Consider the following 24,424-nt stretch of genomic DNA (forward strand, 5'->3'; position numbering starts at 1 on the left):
TTTATTCTTTGCGCAAAGAAATCAACAAATGATAGTTTGAAACATTGAATTTGTTTCCTAAAAACCTATAATTTGACTACTTTTGCAGCTTTAATAAATCAACTAAAAAAGTTTATAAAGTGTCAACAACCAAATACATCTTCGTTACAGGTGGGGTAACCTCATCATTGGGAAAGGGAATTATAGCATCGTCGCTAGCTAAATTATTGCAGGCTAGAGGGTACTCTGTAACTAACCAAAAGTTAGATCCATATTTGAATGTAGATCCAGGAACATTAAATCCATATGAACATGGTGAGTGTTTCGTTACCGATGATGGTGCAGAAACCGATTTGGATTTGGGACACTACGAACGTTTTACAAATGCTCCTACATCTCAGGCGAACAACGTTACTACAGGTAGAATCTATCGTAACGTAATCAATAAAGAGAGAAAAGGAGATTTCTTAGGAAAAACGGTTCAGATTATTCCTCATATCACCGATGAAATTAAAAGAAACATCAAACTGTTGGGAACCAAACACAAGTATGATGTTGTAATTACTGAGATTGGTGGTACTGTAGGTGATATTGAATCATTACCATATATCGAGGCAGTTCGTCAGTTAAAGTGGGAGCTTGGACAAGATGCCTTGGTAATTCACTTGACTTTGGTGCCATACCTTGCTGCTTCAGGAGAGTTGAAAACTAAACCAACACAGCACTCGGTGAAGTCGTTGTTGGAAACAGGAGTTCAACCAGAAGTATTGGTATTAAGAACAGAGCACGAATTGACTACAGATGTTCGTAGAAAAGTAGCATTGTTCTGTAATGTTGATCCAAAAGCAGTAGTTCAGTCTATTGATGTATCAACCATTTACGAAGTGCCTTTGAAAATGCGCGAAGAAAAGCTGGATCAAACGGTTTGTGAAAAGCTTGGACTTGATTTGAAGAAAGAACCAAAATTAAAGGAATGGACAAAATTTCTGACTCGTCTTCAGAATCCGAAAGCAGAGGTGAAAATTGGTTTGGTAGGTAAGTATGTGGAGTTACATGATGCTTATAAATCAATTGCTGAATCATTTATTCATGCAGGTTCGGTTAACGAATGTAAAGTGAAAATTGAGTGGGTTCATTCAGAAAAATTGAATGATGCAAATTACCAGGAAGAGTTGAAAGACTTGAAAGGTATTTTGGTTGCACCAGGATTTGGTCACCGTGGATTGGAAGGAAAGATTTTAGCCGTAAAATATGCTCGCGAAAACAACATCCCATTCATGGGTATTTGTTTAGGTATGCAGGTTGCAGTAATCGAGTTTGCACGTAATGTGTTAAAACTAGAAGGTGCAGATTCTTTGGAAATGAATCCAAAAACTCCACATCCGGTTATCAACCTAATGGAAGAGCAAAAGAATGTAACCGAAAAAGGTGGTACAATGCGTTTGGGAGCTTACGATTGTATCTTAAAAGAAGGTTCGAAAGCATTTACTGCATACAAGCAGAAAGAAATTTCGGAACGTCACCGTCACCGTTATGAATTCAACAACGAATATTTGGAGCAATTCGAAGCTGCAGGTATGAAAGCTATAGGTATGAATCCAGATACTGGTTTGGTTGAAGCGGTTGAGCTGGACGGCCACAAGTGGTTTGTTGGTGTACAATTCCACCCAGAATACAAGAGTACGGTTATCAAACCTCAACCATTGTTTGTTGAGTTTGTAAAAGTAGCAATGGAAAAGTAATCTGTAGATTATAACACATTACTTAGAAAAGATTAAATAATAGAATATGGATAGAAATTCGATTTGGGGCTTGGTTATCATCGGTGCGATTTTGATTGGGTATACATACCTGACAAAACCATCGGAGGAAGAAATCAAAGCCATGCAGACCAGAGATTCAATTGCCCGTGTTGAAAGATTGCGTAATGAGCAATTGGAAACGGAAAGAGTCGAGGCCTTAAAAAAGCAGTACGCAGAAAAGAAACAAGATACTGCCGCACTTCAAAGTGAATATGGAGCATTTGCCGGAGCAGTTCAGCAAAAAGAAGAAATTATTACCCTTGAAAACAAATTGGTGAAAATTAGCATCAATACTTTAGGGGGTAAGATTGCTAACGTTGAGTTGAAAGATTACAAAACTCACGATGCAGAGAAGTTGATGCTTTGGGGTGAGAAAAATTCCAAATTCGGATTGGCTTTCTATGCTCAGAACAAAGCAATGAATACTCAGGATTTGTATTTTACTCCTGTTAACTCGGTTAAAACAGTTGATGCTTCAACAGCTCAACAAGTGGTTAACATGCGCTTAAATGCAGGAGAAGGCAAATACATTGAGTACAAGTATTCATTAGAGCCAGATTCTTACATGCTTGGTTTTGATATCAATGTTGTAGGAATGCAGGATGTAATTGCTTTGAATCAAAGAGATTTGACCTTTAACTGGGCAGCTGATATTCCTAGCCAGGAAAAAGGACGCAAGTTCGAAAATCAGTATACAAATATCTACTATAAGTTTTTCGAAGATGATGTAGATAACATGTCAGCTTCTGGAGAAGATGAGGAAAGTTTATCTACAAAAGTAAAGTGGATTGGCTTTAAGCAACAATTTTTCTCTTCTGTTTTAATTGCTGATGACTCATTCAAAGGAATCGAGTTGAAGTCGGTTGACATGGATGAAACTTCTCCAATCTTGAAGAACTTCTCAGCTTCAATTTCATTGCCATACCAGGGATCTCAATTAGAGAACTACCCAATGAATTTCTACTTTGGTCCGAACAAGTATAAGACCATGAGAAAGTATGGTAAGGATATAGAATTGCACGCATTGGTTGATTTGGGATGGAAAATGTTTGCCTGGGTAAACAAGTGGTTTGTAATTCCTATTTTCAACTTCTTGGAAAATCACATTGCAAGTTATGGTATCATCATCTTGATTTTAACAATCATCATCAAGCTGATTTTAGCGCCATTAACTTACAAGTCGTACATGTCGACTGCAAAGATGAAGGTGTTGAAGCCACAAATCGATGAGATCAACGAAAGAATCCCTAAGGATAAGGCAATGGAGCGCCAGCAGGCAACCATGGCATTGTACAAAAAAGCAGGAGTGAACCCAATGGGTGGATGTTTACCTATGCTGGTACAGTTCCCAATCCTGATTGCACTGTTCCGATTCTTCCCATCCTCTATCGAGCTTCGTCAGAAGAGCTTCTTATGGGCTGAGGATTTATCATCATTTGATGCCATTGTAAGTTGGGATGCTCACATTCCATTGTTGAGTACTTTTTATGGAAATCACATCAGTTTATTCTGTTTGTTGATGGCAATTACCAACTTGGTATACACTCGTATGAACAGCCAAATGCAGTCTACCAATCAAATGCCTGGTATGCAAACCATGATGTACTTAATGCCACTAATGTTCCTATTCTGGTTCAATAGTTATGCATCAGGTCTTTCGTACTACTACTTTATTGCAACATTATTTACTGTAGCTCAAACTTGGGCAATCCGTAAGTACATGGTTGACGAAGACAAAGTATTGGCAACTATCGAGGCAAACAAGAAGAAGCCAGTTAAGAAATCGAAATTCCAACAGCGTTTGGAAGAAGCTGCAAAGCAAAGAGGTTACAAGCCTCCTAAAAAATAAGATCATTACGATTCTATATACAGCCCCGCATTTTATGTGGGGCTTTTTTGTTTTTATGCCTCATTCCACTCCCAATGAATGACTAGGGTGAGGTATTTGATGGAAAAGGAAAGACCTCATCCCCAACCCCTTCTCCTTAAGGAGAGGGTTAGGGTGAGGTGAGAAAAAATATTTACAAAGAATCCATATTATTAATAAATTCCTCCAGACGCCTTAAAGCTCCCTTAATATCACAATCTATTTCTTCATTCGTAAACCTAATTACTTGGACACCCAAATATCTAAGTTCAGCAGTTCTTCCTTCATCATATTCTTGATTCTCACTTGTGTTGTGAATTTTCCCATCAAGTTCGATTATCAATTTTAATTCATGACAGTAGAAATCGGCTATAAATATATCTATGGGGTGTTGTCTGCGAAACTTTAATCCTTTGAATCTTCTATTTCTTATGTATTCCCAAAGGATTTTTTCTGTATCAGTCATGTTTTTTCTGAGTTCTTTTGCTCTTTTATGAATCTCAGGAGGGGCATTGTAAAACAAACATTCCTTATAGTCAACCATGTTGTAGTAAGTTAGGTATAGAAAATTAATGATAATTATTGAATTTTGTTACTCATTTTTTTGATTAATACCTCATCCCCCAACCCCTTCTCCTCGAGGAGAAGGGGAGTACACTGCAAATCCTTGGCAGTTCCAGTTCCCTCTCCTTAAGGAGAGGGTTAGGGTGAGGTATTTCGCATGAGGCAATCATCCAATTTATCACTATCTTACACCTACCTTTAATACCATTTATAAAAAAAAGAGAGCTATTTTAAGCTCTCGAATAGTTTAGGTATAATGCCGATATATAATTTATTAGGCATTAGAAGTGAAGCGTACTAATGGCTTTTACAAATTAATAATCGGTATAACACAAACCACATAAAATGAACACAAAACTCGTTGCTTTAAGGCACCAATTGCATTCACAACCCGAATTATCGAACAAAGAATACAAAACCGCTCAAATTATTGTCGATTTTGTGGAAGATTATCAACCTCATGAAATCATTCATTTGGGAGATACGGGTAGAGCATTTGTATTTAAGGGAGCCGAGGCGGGCAAGACTACCGTATTTCGCGCAGAGTTGGATGCATTGCCAATAGAGGAAAATACGAGGCTAAAGTATGCCTCGATTTACAATGGAGTGGCACATGCCTGCGGGCACGATGGACACATGGCGATACTGGCTGGAATGGCTCAGCAATTGTCAGAAAATCCACCGCGAAAAGGCAAGGTAATTCTGCTTTTTCAACCAGCCGAGGAGGTAGAGCAGGGAGCAAGGGATGTACTGTTGCATCCTAAATTTGCCGATCTGAATCCCGATTACATGTTTGCCCTGCACAATGTTCCCGGGCAGGAAACCAATACCATATTGTTGCGACGCGGAAGTTTTTCTGCGGCATCGAAAGGAATGACCATTCGATTGAAAGGAAAAACATCGCATGCTGCAGAGCCTGAGAAAGGAAGAAACCCGGCCATAGCCATCTCAAAAATCAGTCGTGAGTTAAACGATTTGCTCAACAATAAAGCCCTGTTTACCGATCTTACACTGCTTACATTTATCTACATCCGTATGGGTGAGCAGTCTTTTGGAACCTCGGCAGGAAATGGCGAAATGGGCATCACCCTGCGCTCTTTCGAGAATGCCGATATGAAGGTTCTAACCCAAAAATCGGAAGAAATTGTAAACAGAATTGCTGCCGAAGAAAATCTGGAATGCAGCATTGCCTATCACGAAGAATTTCCGGCAACGGTAAATCAAGATGAATGTGTAGATATGCTTCAGGATTTGGCCGAAGAGCACAATTTGTCGTATCAATATCTGGACAAACCCTTCAAGTGGTCCGAAGATTTTGGCTATTTCTCTCAGAAATACACCTGTGGATTTTTTGGCTTGGGAGCTGGCATCGATCAGGCAGCCTTGCATCATCCCGATTATGATTTTCCCGACGAAATTATCGAAACAGGACTTACGATCTTTACAGGTTTGTATCAAAAAATAAATGGAAAATAAAGTACGCAGCCTTCCCAACGCTCACCCTTCGATTCCCTAAAGGGAACAGCGCGCAGGAAAAGCCCCTTTAGGCATACGCGTTAACTTAAGCCGTAAGGTTTATATTTTCAGGAAATTGTACACCCCTCTGTCCTGTCGGACATCTCCCCTGAAAAGGGAGAACGCAACAAATCAAGGTGCTGCTGTAGTTTGAATTGTGAACTATCGTTGAATCTTAGCCTCTTTCCCTTACAGGGAAAGTGCCGACAGGCGAAAGGGTGAAATCGAAATGCAAAAACAACTTCGATGATTATCAAACTTATATGTGTATTAAGTTGACGCATATGCCCCTTTAGGGGTTTGGGGTAATAGTAAAAGGGAAAAAATACCTACAATAAATAATATTGAGAACAAAAGCTAAAACAATAAACCAACACCAAATGCTAAAAGAACTTTTACAAAACAATCAACACCTCTTTACCGATATTTTCCCATTCAACTTAAATCAAGAGAAACATCACAAGCTCGATCTTTCCATCGATAATCAAGCCCTGTATTCCATTGATTTGAGTTCGGTGGAGGCATTACAGCAATACATTTCGGATTGCTTAAGGCAGACTGGCGCCAAATATGCCATTGGCGGATACAACGAGGACAGGCTGATTTATCGCAAGAGCAAACACTTTGGCGAGGGCGAAGATGCACGAAGCATTCACTTGGGAACCGACGTTTGGTTGGCAGCCAATACCAGCCTTTCTGCACCTATTGATGGTAAAATTCATAGCTTTAAAAACAACGATGTATTTGGCGATTACGGCCCAACCATCATACTCGAGCATTGCATCGAAGGAACTACTTTCTACACCCTTTACGGACATCTATCTGTAGATTCCTTAAAAGGGAAAAGTGTAGGGCAAGAGATAAAGCAAGGCCAGCTCTTTGCCGAACTGGGCAACGATCAGGAGAACGGCAATTGGCCATGCCATCTGCATTTCCAGATCATGGCCGATATGAATGGGCGAGAGGGAGATTTTCCAGGCGTATCCAATCAGGCCGATCGCGAAAATTACCTTAAGACCTGTCCCGATCCCAATTTGATTTTGAAGCTGAAGTGATTGAATTGCAATAGAAAGCTTTAGCAAGACAAAAGCCTACATCAACAAGACAGGCAGTCAGTTGCTCCAAGACACAAAAAATGAGCTCCAAGACCGCCGTAAGGTGCTCCAAGACATAGAAGAACCTTCTCCAAGACAAGAGGCAGGTGCAAAAAGACAGGTGGGTGAAGCCTCCAAGACAGGTTTGACACTCTCCAAGACCGAAGACTGGAAACTACTGTTGTCTTTTTCATCTTATTTCCTGTCTTGCCGGCATAAAAAAGAGGGAATCCGCAGATTCCCTCTCAAGTGTAAAACTCAAAACCCGTATTTATGAACATTAACTTACTGTTTCTTCTTGTGTATTTTCTTCTTCTTTTTTCTTACGGCGGTATTCAGCTTTTTTGTTTCTCAGGTACTTACTAGAATAAAGCATTGCATGTTCCTCTTCGTCTCTAAATACAAATTGTCCGTATTCCTTTAAATCATCGGCATAATGCTTCACCAAAGAGTATGCTTTGTCGCGGATTACCTTTCTGTCATCGTCAACATACAACGAGCCGTTTACTTCAGCCAAGAGAGCTCCCATGCGTTCCGATTCGCTAATTGCAGTGTTACATTTTGCGATATCGAATCCAATACCTGTTAATGGTTCTTGATTATTATTTCCCAGTGTCCCTAGCCTTAATAAATCCATTACAGCATCTGCATTGGAGTCACCTTCGTTTATTTCATCAAGAATTTCTTGTAATTCATCGTTCTTGCGATAAGCAAAGCGCATATTATCATTTAAATCACGTATTAGCTCAAACATGGCAGGTGCATCCTTTTGCCATTTTTTCTGAGCATCTTTCTGCGCCGTTAATTGGGTATCCCAAATGGCCTGAGCAATAGAAAGTGCTCCCGTTAAAACTTCAAGTTTGGTAAGGTTTTCTGCTGTATAGCCAACAGGGGTCAACAAAGGCAAGTCTTCTTTTGCCACATGAATCATAGCTTTAATCTCTTGAATGTACATTCCAACAGGCATGCTGCAATGTTTTACATTTTCGTTTTTCACAGCTTTAATTTCTACCAAGCTGTCGTCATAGTTTTGTTGTTCTGACATTTTAGTAATGTTTAAAGATTAATTATTTCCTCCGCACTAATCCTTCTACAATAACTTCTGCTCTGATTCTACTGCTTTCATGGTTGACAAATCGATAATGAATTTATGAAACAATATCGAAAATTAAAAACAATATGATGATTAATTGATAAGGAATTAAGTTTATACTGCGTATTGAATTCTACCTCTCCCTGCGAATTTAAAGGCGTAGAGCGAACTTAGATTTCTTTGAAAAAAATGTTATTGATATGGTAAAGTTGAATGTTAAGGTGTTGATGTATATAAACGACTTAGGTGATGTGTAATAGCTGATAAGAGGTTTGTAATACCTGATAAGGGTAATTTATTGCATTTGCATTGTGTGGGTTTATTTGTTAAGTGCGAATTGATGAGTTGCTTTCAGAATGGGCTTATTTGGAATGAGGATGGATTGTTGGATAGGGTTGGGGATTTTTGTTTATATGGTTAATTTAGAGTGGTTTGATTAAATAGATAATAGATAGTTATTTCTTCTAAAATTATACAAATGAAAAGTGTATTGATCTCGATTGTTTTTTCTGTTTTTATATTCCAATCTGCAACAGCACAAGAGTACAAACCCACTTACTTTCAAAAGAAAGAACTGATAGAAGATTTATCTTTCATGATGGCGAAGGTGGAAACAATGCATCCCATGTTGTTGGATGAGGCACTTGATGTGAAGTGGTACAAATCTGGACTTAAAATAGAAGAAGAATTGCCCGATAGTATGTCGATCAACCAATTCTATGTACAAATGGCTGAGCTGATGGGCGAATTGGAGGATACTCATACTGGCATCTCTTTTCCATACAGCGAAAGAAAAAAGTACATGATTGATGGAGGAGGTGTAAGCATGCCTTTTTCCATAACTGTTAAGGATCATAAGCTGTATGTAAACGAATATATTGGTGAAGATCGCTCGCATGATATTGCAGGCAAGCAAATATTGGCCATTAACAACATTACTTCGGATCAGATTCTGCAGGACATGAGAAGTACAGTAGGAGTGAGAGGTCGGGAATGTGGAGATCGATCTGTGGAGAAGATGTTTGCCATGTCGTTCTGGGCTTTGTATGGCGAAACCAATGTTTATCGTTTAAAATTAATGGGAGAGGATACGCCGCTTGTCATAAGTGGAGTTAGCAATGCCAAATACTTCGAGTTGAAGAAAAAATACGGCTCTCAGCAAAATCCAGAGAAGTATCGCTTGGCTTTTTCTGAGGATCAGCAACTGGCAAAGATGAGCATTGCCTCTTTTTATGGGGATGAGCAATATTATCAATTTTTGAAAGATGCTTTTCAAGAGATCAAAAGCAAAGGCAGCAAGCAGTTGATTATTGATGTTAGAAATAATCCGGGAGGAAGAAGTCGCGCGGTAGATAGTTTACTGAATTACTTAACGGATAAAAGCTACTCACAATACAAAAGCATAGGAATTAGGGTAAGCGAGGAGCTGAAAGCAAACTACAAGCAAAAGCGACCTGAATTATATGCTCGTATCGAAAAACTGCCCAACGATACATTGTTCTATATGGATAGTACTGCCTATAAACACGAACCCAATTACAAGGAATCGGCCTTTACAGGGGAGGTATATGTTCTAATTAATGAGCGATCGAATAGTGCTGCAGCTACCTTTGCAGGTGTGGTAAAAGAGAAGGGTTTGGGAAGCATTGTAGGCAACAAAGCTACAGGTGAAAACATACGCTACTATGGTGATTTCCTGATGTACAAATTGCCCAATACTAAAATCACGTTCTATGTTTCGCCAAAGGAATTTATACAATATGGTGGTACAAAGCTGAACCAGGGCGTTGAACCTGATGTATTGATTCGAGATTTTAAGTATAAAGATATCCTTTAGTGTAGGGCATGCCAAGCATCTCAAAGATGCCAGGCATGTTTATGATATTACTCTAAGAAACCGCCAAAGATTTCATGCTTTGGCGGTTTTTTGTGTTTGCACTCACCTCATCCCCAAGTTCCAGACAATAAGGGGAGTGTTCTTAAATGGTAGTAAATATTCCAAAATATTAATAGGTTCTTGTAAATCAGACTGAAAGTCTGGTTTAATTTAGCCAGAAGCAACGCCTCTGGGTGTTAAGCTATTTTTGAATACGTCCTGAAAGGACAACTTAATTTTAAACTGTCCTTTCAGGACGCATTTTCCTTAATGAAACTACCCAAGGCGTTGCCTTGAGGCTGAAATAATCTGCCACTTTGTGGCGATATCTTGAAAAATCATTGAATTTGAACTAAAACAACAACAGTGTAATTCTTAAAACCATGTTGAACAACATGAATTTACATCTTTCCATTGAGAACAGAATGTCGGAATTTTAATAGAGTAAAACCCACCCAAGAAAGGACCGTGAAGTTGAGTCGTTTTACGAGTGTACCTCATAGCTTCGTCTATTAGTCCTCTTTATCTTGCGTTCTGCAAGCCTGCAAAATCAAAAACAATTGCGCTCAAACTAACACTTATCATGGCAAAATTTACCAAAGAGGATGCACTTCGGTATCACGAAGGCAAACGTCCAGGGAAAATCGAGGTGATCCCAACCAAACCACATTCCACACAATTGGATTTATCGCTTGCTTACTCTCCAGGTGTGGCAGAGCCTTGTTTGCAGATCGAGGCAAATCCAAAAGATGTATACAAGTATACCGCCAAAGGTAACCTGGTAGCGGTAATTTCGAATGGTACAGCTGTTTTGGGCTTGGGCGATATCGGTGCAGAAGCCGGTAAGCCTGTGATGGAAGGGAAGGGCTTGCTGTTTAAAATCTTTGCAGATATTGATGTATTCGATATTGAGGTGGATAGCAAGGATGTAGATGAGTTCGTGAAAATTGTAAAAGGGATTGCTCCAACTTTTGGCGGAATTAACCTGGAAGACATTAAAGCACCAGAGTGTTTTGCCATTGAGGACAGGTTGAAAAAGGAATTGGACATTCCTATCATGCACGATGATCAGCATGGTACGGCAATCATATCGGCAGCCGGATTGTTGAATGCTGTTGAGATACAAAAGAAAAAGCTAAGCGATATAAAAATTGTAGTGAATGGAGCAGGTGCATCGGCAGTTGCTTGTACTCGCCTTTACATTGCATTGGGTGTGAAGAAAAAGAACATCATCATGCTCGATAGCAAAGGAGTAATTCACAAATCGCGTACTGATTTAAGCGATATCAAAAAGGAGTTTGTTACATCGATTAATGTGAAAACCCTGGAAGATGCCATGGATGGTGCCGATATGTTTTTAGGCTTATCGGTAGCCAATGTGCTTAAGCCAAGCATGGTAAAAAGCATGGCCGATAGACCTATTGTATTTGCTTTGGCCAATCCTAATCCTGAAATCGCCTACGAACTGGCTATGAAAACACGTAAGGATCTGGTGATGGCAACGGGTCGATCTGATCACCCGAACCAGGTAAACAACGTGTTGGGGTTCCCATTTATTTTCCGCGGCGCATTGGATGTTAAAGCTACAGGCATAAATGAGGAAATGAAAATTGCTGCCGTAAAAGCATTGGCAAAACTGGCAAAAGAGGATGTTCCTGATATCGTAAATACGGCATATCACGAAATGAATCTTAGCTATGGAAAGGATTACATTATTCCGAAACCACTTGATCCGAGATTGCTGACTGTGGTAGCTCCTGCTGTGGCTAAGGCAGCTATGGATTCTGGCATTGCAAAAGCTCCAATTCACAATTGGGAGGAGTACAAAAACCTGCTGGAACAAAGGTTGGGTAGAGACAACAAGCTGCTGCGAGCTTTAACCGACAAAGCCAAGCGAAATCCGAAACGTGTTGTATTTGCCGAAGGTGCTAATTTTAAAGTTTTAAAAGCTGCACAAACAGTTCTTCACGAGGGTATTGCAGTGCCAATATTGTTAGGTAATCCTGAGCACATCCACAAAGTAATCCAAGAGAATGATTTGGATCTGGATGGTGTACCAATCATCAATTGGAGAGGGGCGGAAGAACGCTCAAGAAGAGAGGAGTATGCGAAAATATTGTTCCGAAAGCGCAACCGCAAAGGACTAACCTACAACGAGGCAGTTGATAAGATGACTAACCGAAATTATTTTGGTGCCATGATGGTAGAAACTGGTGAAGCTGATGCTTTCATTAGTGGATCAACATCGAAATATGCCGATACCATTAAGCCTGCAATCCAAACTGTGGGAATCAAATCCGACATCAATCACATTGCTGGTATGTATTTGTTGATGACCAAGCAAGGACCAATCTTCTTCTCGGATACAACGGTAAACCCTCGTCCCGATGCCCAAACTTTGGTGGATACCACCTTACTAACGGCTGAGGCAGTGCGCAAGTTTAATATTGAACCTGTAATTGCAATGGTTTCTTATTCCAATTTTGGTTCCATTAGAGATGGTAGTCCGGTTCGAGTACAAAAAGCAGTTGAGATTCTTCATCACGAACATCCAGAATTGATTGTGGATGGTGATATTCAGATGAATTTTGCTTTAAATCCTGAGCTTAGAACCAAAATGTTTCCTTTCTCGAAATTGGGTTGGCGCAGGGTGAATACCATCATATTCCCGAACCTGAGTAGTGGTAATATTGCTTACAAAATGATGCAGGAGATTGGTGGAGCCGAAGCCATTGGACCAATTCTTTTGGGTATGAATAAATCCATTCACATTGTACCATTGGAAAGTTCGGTTCGCGAGATTGTAAATATGGTAACCATTGCTGTGGTAGATGCGCAATAAGTTGAATTAATCCATTAACCATACTCAGCTTATTAATATTATTTAAACCTGTTGGATTATTTATTTCTAACAGGTTTTTATTTTCAAACCGTCTGTTTTTCGTTTGAAAAATATTATAGATAAACTACCTAAAGTCGTGATAAATAGTGGGTTTAAGAATTGTTAATACCTATATTGTTTAAGGAAAAATAAAACAAGGCAGGATGTTTAATTTTTCTTAGCTACTGATTGTCAGGTTAAAGTGAAGGTTGATCATGCGAGATGATACTCTTACCAAAATAACTTAGACTCAATCTAAGTAATGATAGGGTATATTTGTTCAACTCAGAAAATCTTACGAAATTTTATTTACCGTTTAAAAAATACGAGAAAGAAAAATCTGGTGTTTTTACGGTTTACATGAAGATACGACCCAGCTTTATGTAATGAAATTAATTACTACCCAAACCAACTATCATCCGCCCAGGAAAAGCTTTGAGCTTTTCGAATTTTAATGTGCAAAAAATGAATCGGCATAACTGTTTTCTGTGACCGAGGAAGCGAAGCTGTGCCGAGACATCATATAATATAATAAGAACGCTATTCGCTGATAGAATGATTTTAGGGCTTCAACCACCCTTCAACCAGAATCATTTTAGAGGCAGATCTTTTATTCACTAGTATAAACCTTAAACTCAATCAACCATGCAAGCCTTAAGAAGGCCTTATCTTTGGCACGCGATTTATACCAAATCGCGTGCAGAAAAGAGGCTGTACAAAGAACTGTGCTCGAAGAATATTGAGTGCTACCTTCCTTTAAAAAAAGAGCTTCGTCAGTGGAGCGATCGAACCAAGTGGGTTGAAGAACCATTGATTCGATCTTATTTGTTTGTGAAAGTCAGTGAAAGGGAGTATTACAACGTAATCAATTCTGCTTACGCTGTTGGATATGTAACTTTTGGTGGCAAAGCTGTGCCTATACCTGAACATCAGATTCAGGCTCTTCGAATTTTTCTGGATGATGAAAATCGCAAGGTGGATTTAAGTCATGAGAATTTGGAAAAAGGAGAATTGGTAGAGATCATGGGTGGTCCTTTCAAGGGAATCAAGGGCGAGATCATGCAAATAAAAGGCAAGGATCGTATTGTTATCCGATTCGATTCTTTGGGAACTTGTGTTTATACTGATATTTCGTTAGACAAGATTAAACAAGTTCAACCCGTCGCTTGATACAAAGAAACTGTTTAAAGTTATCCATCAGTTTTTTTATATGAATAAATGAAGTCTAACTTCGTTAAATTCTATTTAAATAGAACCACTATTTAAATAAAATTTGTCTGGTTACTTTTCTTTTTCATCGATAAAAAACTCTAAAAACAAATTTAAACAGCTTCTGATTACAGTATCGCAGAAATCAGAAATTTTTATGAGTAAGTTTGAAGTAGTTACCACAATTGGATTGGGGTATATCGGACTTCCTACGGCCTCACTTATTGCTAGAAGTGGGATTCGTGTGCAAGGAGTAGATGTAAATCCAAAGGTAGTAGAGGCAGTAAATTTGGGTGAAATTATTATTGTAGAACCCGATTTGGATGAGTTGGTGCATCAGGTTGTAGAGGACAATTTGCTTTCCGCTCATACCGAAGTGCAGGAAGCTGATGTTTATACCATTGCGGTTCCAACTCCTTTTAAGGGAAATCACGAACCCGATATTTCATATGTATTGGATGCCACCAAGGCAGCAATTCCGGTATTAAAAGAAGGCGATTTATTCATTATTGAATCCACATCACCGGTTGGAACTACCGAGAAGGTGAGAGATTTAATATATACCAAGCGCCCTGAGCTGGAAGATCGAATATTCATCGCCTATTGTCCGGAACGTGTACTTCCTGGGAATATCATTTACGAGTTGGAACACAACGATAGAGTAATTGGTGGGATTGATGAAATGTCGACAGAAATGGCATGCGAGTTCTTCCGAAACTTTGTGGTAGGTGAACTTCACAAAACAAACTCTCGAACTGCCGAAATGTGTAAGTTGGTTGAGAATTCTTCTCGCGACGTACAAATCGCATTTGCCAACGAACTATCAGTGATTTGCGAAAAGGCAGGAATTAATGTTTGGGAGTTGATTGAATTGGCCAACAAGCATCCAAGGGTAAATATACTTAGTCCGGGTTGTGGTGTAGGTGGTCATTGCATTGCTGTAGATCCTTACTTTATTGTTTCTGAATATCCTTTGGAAAGTCAAATCATTGGTAAAGCACGCGAAATCAATAATTACAAGGCATTTTGGTGTGTCGAGAAAATTAAAAATGCACGATTGCAGTTTCAGTTAGATCGTGGGTATGAACCCAAAATTGCAGTAATGGGATTGGCTTTTAAGCCTAATATCGATGATTTAAGAGAATCGCCAGCCATGTATATCGCCAATAAAATTACGCAATCGCAACAGGATGATTACTTAATTGTTGAGCCTAATATTGAAGAGCATTCAAGCTTCCAGATTTGTGATTACCAGATTGCTTTCGATATGGCAGATATGATTGTTTATTTGGTGGCACACAATGAGTTCAAAAACCTTCCATTTTCTGATGAGAAAGTAATTCTCGATTTCTGCGGAGTTACCAATCATCAGGAGAAAATCTTTAATGAAATTCCTGTTGAAATTCCTAAGCCAAGGGAGAACAAAAGGAAGAAGTTAAGATAATACGGCTACTACTTTTTTACCATCTAATGATTAAGAAAATGAGTGATAATAATAAATATAGAGTATTGTTGGTTTTTGGTACTCGGCCAGAAGCTATTAAAATGGCACCTTTGGTTAAGGAGTTTCAGAAATATCCGGAACAGTTTGAAACCATAGTATGTGTAACAGGCCAACACCGCGAGATGTTGGATCAGGTGTTAAATCTTTTCGAAATCGTACCTGAATATGATTTGCAAATCATGAAATCAGGTCAGGATTTATACGATGTTACCAGCCGAGTTTTAATAGGTATGAGAGATGTATTGAAAGTGGCAGATCCAGATTTGGTTCTGGTTCATGGCGATACTACCACATCATCCACAACGGCTTTGGCGGCTTATTATCAGCAAATTCCTGTGGCTCATATCGAGGCAGGTTTGCGTACCAATAATTTGTATTCTCCTTGGCCCGAGGAAGCCAACAGACAGATTACAGGTCGTTTGGCTCAGTGGCATTTTGCACCAACCATAATGGCACAAAAGAATTTAATGGATGAAGGAATTTCAAAAAGCAGAATTGTGGTTACTGGCAATACTGTGATTGATGCGCTTCAGCTTACGCTTACAAAAATACATCGCTCTTCGAAAGTGGTTATGGATATTGTGAATGTGTTGCAAGCCAAAGGAATTTCTACCGGTCGGGTTGCCGAGTGGGTATATCGAACCCGCAAAATGGTATTGATTACAGGACATAGAAGGGAAAATTTTGGAAGAGGATTTTTAAATATATGTGAGTCAATTAAGTTTTTAGCTGAGAAACATCCAGAAGTAGATTTTGTATATCCGGTTCATTTGAATCCTAATGTTCAAAAACCAGTTTATGATATTTTAGGACAAGGAGCAGATTCAGAAAGCAACTCAAATAACAATATCTTCCTGATTGATCCGATTGATTATTTGCCATTTGTTTACCTGATGGATTTATCTTATTTGATACTTACCGATTCGGGAGGCATTCAGGAAGAAGCTCCATTCCTGGGCAAACCTGTATTGGTAATGAGGGATACAACGGAAAGACCGGAAGCTTTAACTGCTGGTACAGTAAAGTTGGTTGGTACGGATTCTCAGAAAATCATAGAATCGGTTGACTTGTTGTTCCATGAAGATGCAACCTATCGAAAAATGGCTCAGGCCATCAATCCATATGGTGATGGGAAAGCTTGCATCAGGATTGTACAGGAATTGAAAAAAGCATCATCCATTCGGGAACGTATTGTTGCCTAGCTTTACAAAAGCATGTCTGATTTAAAGAGCAAAACCATTAAAGGTGTTTTCTGGAGCTTTGTGGAAAAGTTTGGGAGTCAATTTATCCTTTTGATATCGCAAATTATTTTGGCCAGATTGTTAGAGCCCCGGGATTTTGGTTTACTTGGGATGCTTGCCATTTTTATCGCGGTATCGCAGGCCTTTATCGATAGTGGTTTTGATAATGCTTTGATTCAGAAAAAGAATGCTAATCAAACAGATTTTTCAACGGTATTCTTCTTTAATATTAGCATAGGAATTGTTCTTTACCTGATCTTGTTTTTTGCAGCTCCTCTGATTGCTGATTTTTTTAGAAGTCCGGAACTGGTGGATCTTACAAGAGTAGTTTGCTTGATTTTGGTGATCAACTCTTTTGGCTTGATACAATTTGTAAAGTTCAAGATCGACATGAATTTTAAAGCCATTGCACAAGTGGTTGTAGCAGCAAATATTTTGTCGGCAATATTAGGAGTTAGCTTGGCATTATTGAATTTTGGAGTATGGGCTTTGGCTGCACAGGTAATGGGTATATATGTATTTAGAACCCTATTGTTTTGGATCAGGAGTTCCTGGCGACCAAGTCTGGTTTTTTCAATCAAATCATTTAAAGGTTTATTCAATTTTGGATCGAAATTGTTACTGTCAGGATTGATTAGTCAAACATTTGAAAACATTTATTTGCTGGTAATTGGTAGAATGTTCTCAGCTACGGCATTGGGTTTTTACGATCAGGCTAAAAAATTTCAGCAAGTACCCGTTGCTACTTTGGCACAGGTTGTTGGCAACGTTACATTTCCTGCTTTTTCTAAAATTCAGGATGAGGATGAACGCCTTCGAATGGGGTTCAGAAAACTCATTAAGCTTTTGGTCTTTATCAATTTTCCATTGATGATTGGACTGGCTGTAATGGCTGAACCATTGTTCTCAATTGTTTTGGGAGAAAAATGGATGCCTTCTGTTCCTTACTTTCAACTCCTGTGTATTGCAGGTATGATCTACACATTGCATTCATCAAACTTGAACATTCTTAAGGTAAAAGGACGATCCGATTTATTTCTTTACCTGGAAATCATTAAAAAAGTATTTGTTGTATTGGCAATTGTTATTGGTTTGCAATGGGGTATTATGGGATTAATTGTTGGACAAATTGTAACCTCTTTCATAAGCTTTTTTATCAATGCCTATTATACAGGGAAGTTAATTTCCTACTCAACTATCAACCAAATTAAAGACGTGAGTCAAACCTTTTTAATCACTCTTGTGACTGCTGCAGTTATGAGCATTGGTTGGTTGATACAAAATCAGATTCTTTCACTCTCTTTTCAGATACTGGCAGGTATCGGTACATACCTACTATTGGCTTGTGCTACAAAACAAGAAGCAGTTAGCGATGGTATTTCAATTCTTAAAGAAATTATACCGACACGAAGATGGAAAAACGTAAAATATTAGTAACAAGACCTCAATTGCCACCTCTTAACGAGTTTATTCCTTTATTGGCTGACATTTGGGATAGCAGGTGGCTTACCAATAATGGAAAGTATCATCAGGAATTTGAAAAGGCGTTGGCAAACTACTTGGGAGTTCCCTATGTTGTATTGTTTGCAAATGGCACCTTGGCTTTAATGGCTGCGCTGCAGTGTTTAAGAATAAAGGGAGAGGTAATTACCACACCTTATAGTTTTGTGGCTACAACGCATTCATTATGGTGGAACGATATCAAGCCTGTTTTTGTAGATATAGAGCCTGACTATTGCAATTTGGATCCCGAGAGAATTGAGGCTGCCATAACACCGGCAACTACTGCCATTCTTCCGGTTCATGTGTATGGTAATCCTTGTGAGGTAGACAAAATTCAGGACATGGCAGATTACTATGGCTTAAAGGTAATTTATGATGCAGCTCATGCCTTTGGAGTTCGATTAAAGGGCTCAAGTGTTCTGAATTATGGAGATTTATCAATTGTTAGCTTCCATGCTACCAAGGTATTCAATACCATTGAAGGTGGAGCGATTATTTGTCATGATATCAAGACCAAGAAACGATTGGATTACCTTAAGAATTTTGGAATTGCGAACGAAACCACAGTAGTTGCTCCGGGAATTAATGCTAAAATGAATGAATTGCAGGCGGCTTATGGATTGTTACAATTGAAATATTTCGATACCGTAATTGATGGGCGTAAGCATATTACAGAAAAATATAAGCAGGGATTGAAGAATATTCCTGGAGTAAGATATCTGGATGAACCACAGGAGGTAGATTACAATTATTCTTATTTTCCAATATTTATTGACGAGTCGGAATTTGGCAGAAGTAGAGATGATTTGTTTGAAGAATTAAAGAAACATGGAATTTATGGACGAAGATATTTTTACCCATTGATAAGTGAGTTTCCAACCTATAGAGGTTTGCCTTCGGCCAAAGGCTTAGGTATTGCCTATGAGGTATCAAGGCAGATTATTTGCTTGCCTTTGTATCCTGATTTGGCAGACGAAATCGTTGATTTGATTATTTCCATTATTTCTGAAATGGTACAAGTTGATTCAAATAAAGTACCAGTAAAGGTTCTGAAAACCTATAAAGAGAAAAGAAAATTCCCTAAAGAAAAATAAACGAGTCCTATGGATAAGCCTTTGGTAAGTGTAAAAACCATAACCTACAATCACGAGAAATACATTGCTCGGTGTATTGAAGGAATCTTGAATCAGAAAACAGATTTTGATTTCGAATATATTATCGGCGAAGATTGCAGTACGGATAAAACTATGGAGATAATACAGGAATATGCTGTGAAATATCCTGATATTATTCGAGTAATAACAAGTGAGAAAAATGTAGGAGCAACTATTAATGATCAAAGAACCGATGAGGCTTGTCGGGGAAAGTATGTAGCTTTTTGTGAGGGTGATGATTATTGGACTGATCCTTATAAACTGCAAAAGCAGGTTGATTTTCTGGAAGCAAATCCGGATTATGGACTGGTGCATACCAATTTTTCATGTCAGAAAGGAGATAAATTCTTAAGAGGGATTAGAAATGGTAAGAATTTGCCGTGTGGAAATGTTCTTTCAGATTTAATAAGAGGGAATCACATTGCCACAGCATCGGTTTGTATGCGAAATGATTTGTTGCAGACCATTCGAATTGGAGAACCAATCAGGAAACATAACTGGAGAATGGGTGATTATCCTTTGTGGATAGAATCTGCTGCCAGGATGAAAATTCATTATTTGGCCGATGATACCATTACCTATCGTATTCATGGAACTTCTGCTACTCATGGACTGGATGTGATGGGTGATTTCAGATTCTTTAGTGATCGATATGATATTAAGAGACACTACATCAGGAAGTTTGGATGTGAAGATTTAGAACCATTTATCAACAAAATGTATCATCGTGAATTGCTAAAGTTTGCCATTTTCTTGAAGGATGAGGAGTTGAGAGAAAAGTGTCAGCAGTTTTTTAAGGATTCATCGGTTGGAGAAAGCTTTCCGTATTTAATGCTTTCGCAATATCCTATATTCGATCCGCTGTATTGCTTTGTATATACTACCCGTAAAAAATTGAAAATGGTAGTTTGATATCTTATGAGACCAAGTTCGTATCAAAAATTAGAGAATCAGGTAAAAACCTGCGAATTTCCACTTCCGGGAAGTGTTGCGATTATTCAACCTTATGTATTTCCTTATTTGGGATATTTTCAATTGCTTCACGCTGTTGAGAATGTAGTTTTTTACGATGATGTAAATTTTATTAAACGCGGCTGGATCAACAGAAATCAAATACTGGTGAATGGAAAGGAATTCATGTTTACCATTCCTTTGCGAAAAGCAAGTCAAAACAAACTCATCAATGAAATTGAACTGGTAGAAAAGCAATTGTTTATTCAAAAATTTCGTCATCAACTAAAGTTAGCATACGCAAAAGCACCCTATTACCACGATGTTAAGGAGGTAATAGAATCTGTGTTTGTTGGGGATTATTCAAATATAGGAGATTTTGCCATTGTAAGTATTCTTGCCGTTTACAGGTATTTGAATATGGATTTGAACTGGATGAAATCATCCGAAGAGTTTTGCGAAACAAAAGGACAAGAAAAAGCTGATAGATTGATTCATATCAGTAAGATGCTTGCTTGTGATACCTATATTAATCCGGTTGGAGGAAAATCTCTTTACCACAAAGATTATTTTGCAAAGCATGGCATAGATTTGGGCTTTATAGAATCGGGAAAAGTGAATTATAAGCAGTTTGAAAATGACTTTGTTCCATACCTTTCAATTATTGATGTACTGATGTTTAATAACAAAGCCGCGGTGATAGAATTATTGAACAATTTCAAAATCGGATGATTTAATTTCTGATCACATCATGCAAAATCAAACAAAAAAAATACTAATTCTTGGGGGAACATCCTTTCAAATTCCTTGCATTAAATATGCAAAGGCTAAGGGTTTTCATGTGATTACTTGTGATTATAATCCAGATAATCCCGGACACAAATATTCCGATGAGTTTTATAATATTAGCACCACGGATTTGAAGGCGGTTTTAAAATTGGGACGAAAGTTGGAAATAGATGGTATTTTGGCTTATGCATCAGATCCGGCAGCACCTACCGCAGCTTATGTGGCAGAGAAAATGGGATTGCCGGGAAATCCATACAAATCGGTTAAGACACTTTCAGAAAAGGATTTGTACAAAAGTTTTTTAAGATTAAAGAAATTCAATACGCCATCGTACGGAGCTTATGGAAGTTTAAAAGACTTTTCGGGTTCCAGTGATGAATTCAGGTATCCTATCATTGTAAAGCCAGTTGACTCAAGTGGGAGTAAAGGGATTAGTGCTGTAAATGACTTTTGGGAAATGGATAAGGCAATTGATTATGCCATGAAATTCTCGCGATGTAAAAGGTTTATTGTTGAAGAGTTTATTGAAAAGAAATATCCGCAATTGGATGGGGATATTTTTGTGTATGATGGTAAAATTATTGCTTACTACCTGGGAGACCAGAGGAACGATGTTGAGGTAAACCCCTTTGTTCCTTCAAGTATTAATTACCCATCCATGTTACCGGAACACATTCATGCTAAAATTCAATCGGACTTGCAGCGGGCTATCGATTTGCTGAAAATAAAGTTTGGCGGCTTTAATATTGAAGTGATTGTGGATGAAAATGATGAGGTGTTCTTGATTGAGATTGGCGCGAGAAATGGTGGCAATTGTATTCCGGATATCATTAAATGTGCCAGTAATGTTGATATGATAAAAATGAGCGTGGATGCTTGCATGGGAGAAGAACCAAGAATTCACAACCGTAAGGATATTGATAAGTTTTATACAACTTATGTAATTCATTCCAATGTGGATGGAAAATTTAAATCGGTTAAGGTTCATGAAAATATAAGCGACTATGTTCTTGACATCAGGTTGATGGTTGAAAAGGGTGGAGATGTCTTCACGTTTAAGGGATCGAACTGTACAGTTGGAATTGGACTTCTGGAATTTCCAAACCTTGAGATACGCAACGAAATGATGGATAAGATTGAAGAATTTATAGCAGTTGAACTCGAATAGGATATGGTTAGGGCTATTGGTGGATATTTTGAGTTGGAGAACCGATTCGAATCGGAGTACTATCCGAATTTAATTCGTTTAAATACCGGACGAAACTGCTTGGAATACATCCTGAGAGCTCGAGCATATAAAAAAATATATTTGCCTGAATACTCTTGTGATGCAGTAATGGAGCCCATTTTAAAATTGGGGCTGGAATATGAAAAGTATCCAATTAATATGCAGTTGGAACCAGATCAACTCATTTATCCAGAAAAGGATGAGGCCTTTTTGGTAATCAATTACTTTGGATTAAAAGGGAGATATGTGAACTTTTTAACGAGGCGTATGCACAATTTAATAGTGGACAATTCTCAGGCCTTTTTTGAAGTCCCAGTAAAAGGGTTTGATACTTTTTATTCGGCAAGAAAGTTTTTTGGTGTAAGCGATGGAGCTTATTTGAGTACCGATAGTGCTTCATATATGGATTTTAAGCAAGAAGTATCCTGGAAAAGAAGTGAGCATTTGTTGCGAAGACTGGAGAATGGTCCTAATGATGGATATCTGGCATTCAAAAGAAATGAAGAGTATTTGTGTGGTCAGGAGATAAAATTGATGTCGGATTTAACCTACAGAATTCTATCGAGTATTGACTATGCTGCAGTTAAAAGCAGAAGGAATCGTAATTTTCAATACCTGCACTTAAAGTTGAAAGAATACAATGGCTTAAGCATTAATGATGCGGATATTGATGGGCCAATGGTTTATCCTTTTTATGTGGAAAATGATGATTTACGAAAGGAATTAATGCTGCAGGAAATCTATACCGCAAGCTATTGGCCAAGTGTGACCCAAAATGTAGAATCGGATAAACTAGAATATAAATTGGCTAAATATATGATTCCACTTCCTGTAGATCAGCGCTACGGATTATTAGATATGGATAGGATTTGCAAATTGATCATACAATTGTTGAAGCAATGAAGTATATCGAAATTGCATTTTGGTTTCTCATCTTTTTTGTAGCCTTTTACCTAAAAGGGTTTACAGTTGGTGGACAAGAGATGGTTTACTTGTGGAAACTGCCTTTACTGTTGTTCTTGATATCACGAGTAGTTGGTCAGGAAACAAAGCATGCCTTTTTGGTTTTGGCTTATTTGTTTGCAGCAAAGAATTTGGTGAATGTATCATTCTTTAAGTTTCCAGTAGATTCTATTATCAATTTTATAAAGTATCTAACCATACCGGTTTTTGTTCATTGGATTTATCTAAATATTAATAGTGCAAGTACATTAAAAAAGTTAAGGTTGGTGCCTGTATACATGGCAGCCTTTTTTATAGTGTGCAACATTCCTTACTATCTGGGAGTGTTTGCTGCACCAGTAACCACAATGTTATGGATGGAGGACACACAAATTGATGGATTAATTGGAATGTTGGGAGCACCACATTATACGTCGGCTGTACTGGCAGTTGCAAGTGTTGTGCTTCTTGATTTTGTGGCTAATAAAAGAGGGAACATTAAAGTGAATCTTATCGTGATTCCCATCCTGATTATAGGTGTGTTTTTTCTTTTTAAAACCTATACAAGAACAGGTTGGATGATGTTTCTGGTTGGTGTTGTCGTTTTGTTTGCCAGAAAAGTATCTTTTAAAAACTTAGGGAAAATTGCTGCTTTTGGAGTACTGATGGCAATTGGTTTGTCGGTATTGTTTCAAACCAACGAGGGATTTCGAAGAAGGATTATGGATGAACGAGCCGGACAGGAGGACAAGTCTGCCTATGAGACAGTTGGATCAGGGCGATTGCAAATTGCTGATATTTATCTGACCAATCTTTATGAAAGCAACTTTGTTACCTATCTGTTTGGCATGGGAATGGAAGAATCGATGCGAAGGTATGAACAGAAAGATGGCATGCCTTTGTTTGCTCACAATGGCTTTATTCAAACCTTAGTTGACAATGGAATTATTGGTTTCATGTTGTATATGTTATTTCTGATCACACTTTACAGGGCCATTGCAGGGGCCGAAAGTAGTCACAATCAATTGACAATGGCAATGTTTTTTATGTTTCTGTCATGTTTGGCTACTCAGCAAGCCAATTATTTTCTGGTGGATGTATTTCTTTCCATTTACATTGGAATTGCTTTGATTGAATCGAGGGTAAATCGTTATATCGATTTTAAAAGGAAATCTGACATTTACAAAAACATGAAGCCCTCATATCCTTTCTATAAAAGATAAGATCACGTA

At 38.3% G+C, this 24,424-nt stretch carries 18 protein-coding genes; 16 read left to right on the forward strand and 2 right to left on the reverse strand.

Features of this window, described 5'->3' with window-relative positions; all coding sequences use genetic code 11:
- Positions 1 to 119 precede the first annotated feature (119 nt).
- The gene (locus tag BXY64_RS06425; protein WP_120239074.1) at positions 120 to 1,721 is read left to right on the forward strand and encodes a CTP synthase; all 1,602 of its coding nucleotides are present in this window, start codon (positions 120 to 122) and stop codon (positions 1,719 to 1,721) included.
- Between the two features lie 46 nt (positions 1,722 to 1,767).
- On the forward strand, positions 1,768 to 3,630 hold the full coding sequence (yidC, locus tag BXY64_RS06430) for a membrane protein insertase YidC (RefSeq protein ID WP_120239075.1): 1,863 nt from the start codon (positions 1,768 to 1,770) through the stop codon (positions 3,628 to 3,630).
- Positions 3,631 to 3,802: 172 nt separating this feature from the next.
- On the opposite strand, the gene BXY64_RS06435 is transcribed toward yidC, so the two are convergent.
- Positions 3,803 to 4,192, reverse strand: a complete 390-nt coding sequence (locus BXY64_RS06435) for an endonuclease domain-containing protein (protein WP_120239076.1) — start codon at positions 4,190 to 4,192, stop codon at positions 3,803 to 3,805.
- 365 nt (positions 4,193 to 4,557) lie between these two features.
- Here BXY64_RS06435 and BXY64_RS06440 point away from each other — a divergent pair, with 365 nt between their 5' ends.
- Both BXY64_RS06440 and BXY64_RS06445 read left to right on the forward strand, forming a co-directional pair.
- Positions 4,558 to 5,688 (forward strand): amidohydrolase, encoded by a 1,131-nt coding sequence (locus BXY64_RS06440; protein ID WP_120239077.1) that lies wholly within the window; start codon positions 4,558 to 4,560, stop codon positions 5,686 to 5,688.
- Between the two features lie 383 nt (positions 5,689 to 6,071).
- Positions 6,072 to 6,782 carry a peptidoglycan DD-metalloendopeptidase family protein gene (locus BXY64_RS06445; RefSeq protein ID WP_211334420.1) on the forward strand — a complete coding sequence of 237 codons (711 nt, stop codon included), beginning with the start codon at positions 6,072 to 6,074 and terminating at the stop codon, positions 6,780 to 6,782.
- A gap of 319 nt (positions 6,783 to 7,101) precedes the next feature.
- Here BXY64_RS06445 and BXY64_RS06450 read toward each other — a convergent pair whose 3' ends face one another.
- On the reverse strand, positions 7,102 to 7,866 hold the full coding sequence (locus BXY64_RS06450) for a hypothetical protein (RefSeq protein ID WP_120239079.1): 765 nt from the start codon (positions 7,864 to 7,866) through the stop codon (positions 7,102 to 7,104).
- Between the two features lie 526 nt (positions 7,867 to 8,392).
- On the opposite strand from BXY64_RS06450, the gene BXY64_RS06455 reads away from it, so the two are divergent.
- The 12 genes from BXY64_RS06455 (at position 8,393) to BXY64_RS06510 (ending at position 24,415) form a co-directional block, all read left to right on the forward strand.
- Complete coding sequence (locus BXY64_RS06455) at positions 8,393 to 9,751, forward strand: S41 family peptidase (RefSeq protein WP_120239080.1); 1,359 nt, start codon at positions 8,393 to 8,395, stop codon at positions 9,749 to 9,751.
- Between the two features lie 622 nt (positions 9,752 to 10,373).
- Positions 10,374 to 12,632, forward strand: a complete 2,259-nt coding sequence (locus BXY64_RS21770) for an NADP-dependent malic enzyme (RefSeq protein ID WP_120239081.1) — start codon at positions 10,374 to 10,376, stop codon at positions 12,630 to 12,632.
- A 684-nt stretch (positions 12,633 to 13,316) separates the two neighbouring features.
- Complete coding sequence (locus BXY64_RS06465; protein ID WP_120239082.1) at positions 13,317 to 13,841, forward strand: UpxY family transcription antiterminator; 525 nt, start codon at positions 13,317 to 13,319, stop codon at positions 13,839 to 13,841.
- Positions 13,842 to 14,037: 196 nt separating this feature from the next.
- Complete coding sequence (wecC, locus tag BXY64_RS06470) at positions 14,038 to 15,324, forward strand: UDP-N-acetyl-D-mannosamine dehydrogenase (protein WP_120239775.1); 1,287 nt, start codon at positions 14,038 to 14,040, stop codon at positions 15,322 to 15,324.
- Positions 15,325 to 15,362: 38 nt separating this feature from the next.
- Entirely contained in the window at positions 15,363 to 16,586 is a 1,224-nt protein-coding gene (gene wecB / locus BXY64_RS06475) for a non-hydrolyzing UDP-N-acetylglucosamine 2-epimerase (RefSeq protein WP_120239083.1), read from the forward strand.
- Between the two features lie 12 nt (positions 16,587 to 16,598).
- Positions 16,599 to 18,059, forward strand: a complete 1,461-nt coding sequence (locus BXY64_RS06480) for an MOP flippase family protein (RefSeq protein WP_120239776.1) — start codon at positions 16,599 to 16,601, stop codon at positions 18,057 to 18,059.
- On the forward strand, positions 18,038 to 19,222 hold the full coding sequence (locus BXY64_RS06485; protein WP_120239084.1) for a DegT/DnrJ/EryC1/StrS family aminotransferase: 1,185 nt from the start codon (positions 18,038 to 18,040) through the stop codon (positions 19,220 to 19,222). The genes BXY64_RS06480 and BXY64_RS06485 overlap by 22 nt, the downstream gene beginning before the upstream one ends.
- A gap of 9 nt (positions 19,223 to 19,231) precedes the next feature.
- Positions 19,232 to 20,194 (forward strand): glycosyltransferase family 2 protein, encoded by a 963-nt coding sequence (locus BXY64_RS06490; protein ID WP_120239085.1) that lies wholly within the window; start codon positions 19,232 to 19,234, stop codon positions 20,192 to 20,194.
- A 6-nt stretch (positions 20,195 to 20,200) separates the two neighbouring features.
- On the forward strand, positions 20,201 to 20,965 hold the full coding sequence (locus BXY64_RS06495; protein ID WP_120239086.1) for a WbqC family protein: 765 nt from the start codon (positions 20,201 to 20,203) through the stop codon (positions 20,963 to 20,965).
- Positions 20,966 to 20,984: 19 nt separating this feature from the next.
- Positions 20,985 to 22,190 carry an ATP-grasp domain-containing protein gene (locus BXY64_RS06500; RefSeq protein WP_120239087.1) on the forward strand — a complete coding sequence of 402 codons (1,206 nt, stop codon included), beginning with the start codon at positions 20,985 to 20,987 and terminating at the stop codon, positions 22,188 to 22,190.
- 3 nt (positions 22,191 to 22,193) lie between these two features.
- On the forward strand, positions 22,194 to 23,153 hold the full coding sequence (locus tag BXY64_RS06505) for a hypothetical protein (protein WP_120239088.1): 960 nt from the start codon (positions 22,194 to 22,196) through the stop codon (positions 23,151 to 23,153).
- Positions 23,150 to 24,415, forward strand: coding sequence for an O-antigen ligase family protein (locus BXY64_RS06510; RefSeq protein WP_120239089.1), 1,266 nt, complete (start codon positions 23,150 to 23,152; stop codon positions 24,413 to 24,415). Before BXY64_RS06505 ends, BXY64_RS06510 begins: the two co-directional genes overlap by 4 nt.
- Positions 24,416 to 24,424 lie beyond the last annotated feature (9 nt).

Source organism: Marinifilum flexuosum, assembly GCF_003610555.1.
In the GTDB taxonomy this organism is placed as follows: Bacteria; Bacteroidota; Bacteroidia; order Bacteroidales; family Marinifilaceae; genus Marinifilum; species Marinifilum flexuosum.